The sequence below is a fragment of the Dialister sp. CAG:357 genome (assembly GCF_000435155.1).
Classification (GTDB): Bacteria; Bacillota; Negativicutes; order Veillonellales; family Dialisteraceae; genus Dialister; species Dialister hominis.
Genome location: NZ_FR896374.1, coordinates 1 through 1384, shown reverse-complemented (window position 1 = coordinate 1384; position 1384 = coordinate 1). Strand labels below are relative to the sequence as shown.

At 34.2% G+C, this 1384-nt stretch carries 3 protein-coding genes; 1 reads left to right on the top strand and 2 read right to left on the bottom strand.

All coding sequences use genetic code 11. The features are described 5' to 3' along the window. Positions 1–191: hypothetical protein (locus tag M3200_RS01680; protein WP_288178076.1), on the top strand; the 191-nt coding region annotated here is incomplete at its 5' end. Between the two features lie 206 nt (positions 192–397). On the opposite strand, the gene M3200_RS01675 is transcribed toward M3200_RS01680, so the two are convergent. Both M3200_RS01675 and M3200_RS01670 read right to left on the bottom strand, forming a co-directional pair. Further along, on the bottom strand, positions 398–916 hold the full coding sequence (locus M3200_RS01675) for a hypothetical protein (protein ID WP_022381804.1): 519 nt from the start codon (positions 914–916) through the stop codon (positions 398–400). A gap of 131 nt (positions 917–1047) precedes the next feature. Next, positions 1048–1384 (bottom strand): hypothetical protein (locus tag M3200_RS01670; protein ID WP_288178075.1); only part of this gene is annotated, 337 nt, incomplete at its 5' end.

The window sequence follows — 1384 nt, the reverse complement described above, 5'->3', positions numbered from 1 at the left end:
CAATAAAGACATACTTTTTTCCTGAGATAGTCTGTGTTTTGGCATTCCCCGGCATATCCATAGAAATCTCCTCCTTGCTAGATATAATTATATGCCTATCAAGAAGAAAATTCAAGCTGTTTATTGGTAAAAATATCATAAAAATAACAGTATTTATCGGATTCTTAGCCGGCAGCCCAAATACTTCCTAGATATAAAATCACGGGACTGCAGGTTACTATGCTGTACGATTACTGTACGTTTTTTAGAATCTGTTAATAGTATAGCATGAAACAGGTGAAAAATGAAAAATGTTAGCAGGAGTTAAAGTGAGTTGAATATAGAATAAGGAGAGCCTACGATAACGGCGTAAAGAAAAATCCCCATGAGCAAAAGCTGCGTGGGGAGTTTTGATGGGTTATTTCAGATGATCGTAGAATTCATCAGAAAATACTGGATAATATTCATTTCCAAATTTCTGATATAGAGTTCCATAAAATTTAAGATTATAGCATAAATAAAATGCGGCTTCACTAGCCGGCATAACAACACTCTTTTGAGCTTCGCAGCCATTGGGATCGATATAGTAAGAAGTGGTTAAACCTCTCTTGTCTTTAGTTATGTTATACATTTCTGTTTTGTTATAGTCATAAAAAATGCGGAAAGTTCTAATAACATTAGGAGTTGTATTACCTTTGTCAGCGTGATCTACATAAAGTACATTAACTGCAAGTATATAGTAGGGAGGATCGTATCTTTCACAAACAAGAGAGCTTTTATCTAAGAAGGAACTTACTCCCTGTTTCCAATCAATCATAGGGAAATTCTTATTTCCGTTTAAATAATTACTATTAACTTCCGCAGCACGGCACGTCATGCCTGCAAAAACAACAAGAATAGCAAATAAGAGGGCGGATATAATCTTCTTGAGAGACATAGTGAGGACCTCGCTTTGTTGTAAATGAGGAATCTATAAATCAGAGATGAAAATTCTATAGATTATTTTTATAGAAACCTTTCTGCGGAATAGAGAGATAAAGGGAGGTACTTCCATTTCGGAAATTAACACTATAATTGAAAGTAGTGGTTATAGCATTTATAGAACATATAATTAGCAGCTCTTCCAATCCCTGAGAAGGACCCACACTTTTGTGGGGGAATATCCGGCAGGTTATCTAGGGCTATAGTGCCATCACTATTATACATTTTAGAGTAAGTTTCTGAATATGTAATCCCGGAATAAATATGTATTATATCTAGGTATTTCTTTATGAGCTCATCTCTAGATATTTTAGGGTTATCTAAAATCAAACGTTTCGTTATTGTCTCCATAGACTGATTATAGTCGTAATTAATAATTCTTGTATCTTGAATAATGGCGGATTGTATAATTAAGTTGAACACT

What these genes read in the sequence shown, in the direction of transcription:
- M3200_RS01675 (WP_022381804.1), bottom strand. Translation starts at nt 916, where the DNA reads ATGTCTCTCAAGAAGATTATATCCGCCCTCTTATTTGCTATTCTTGTT.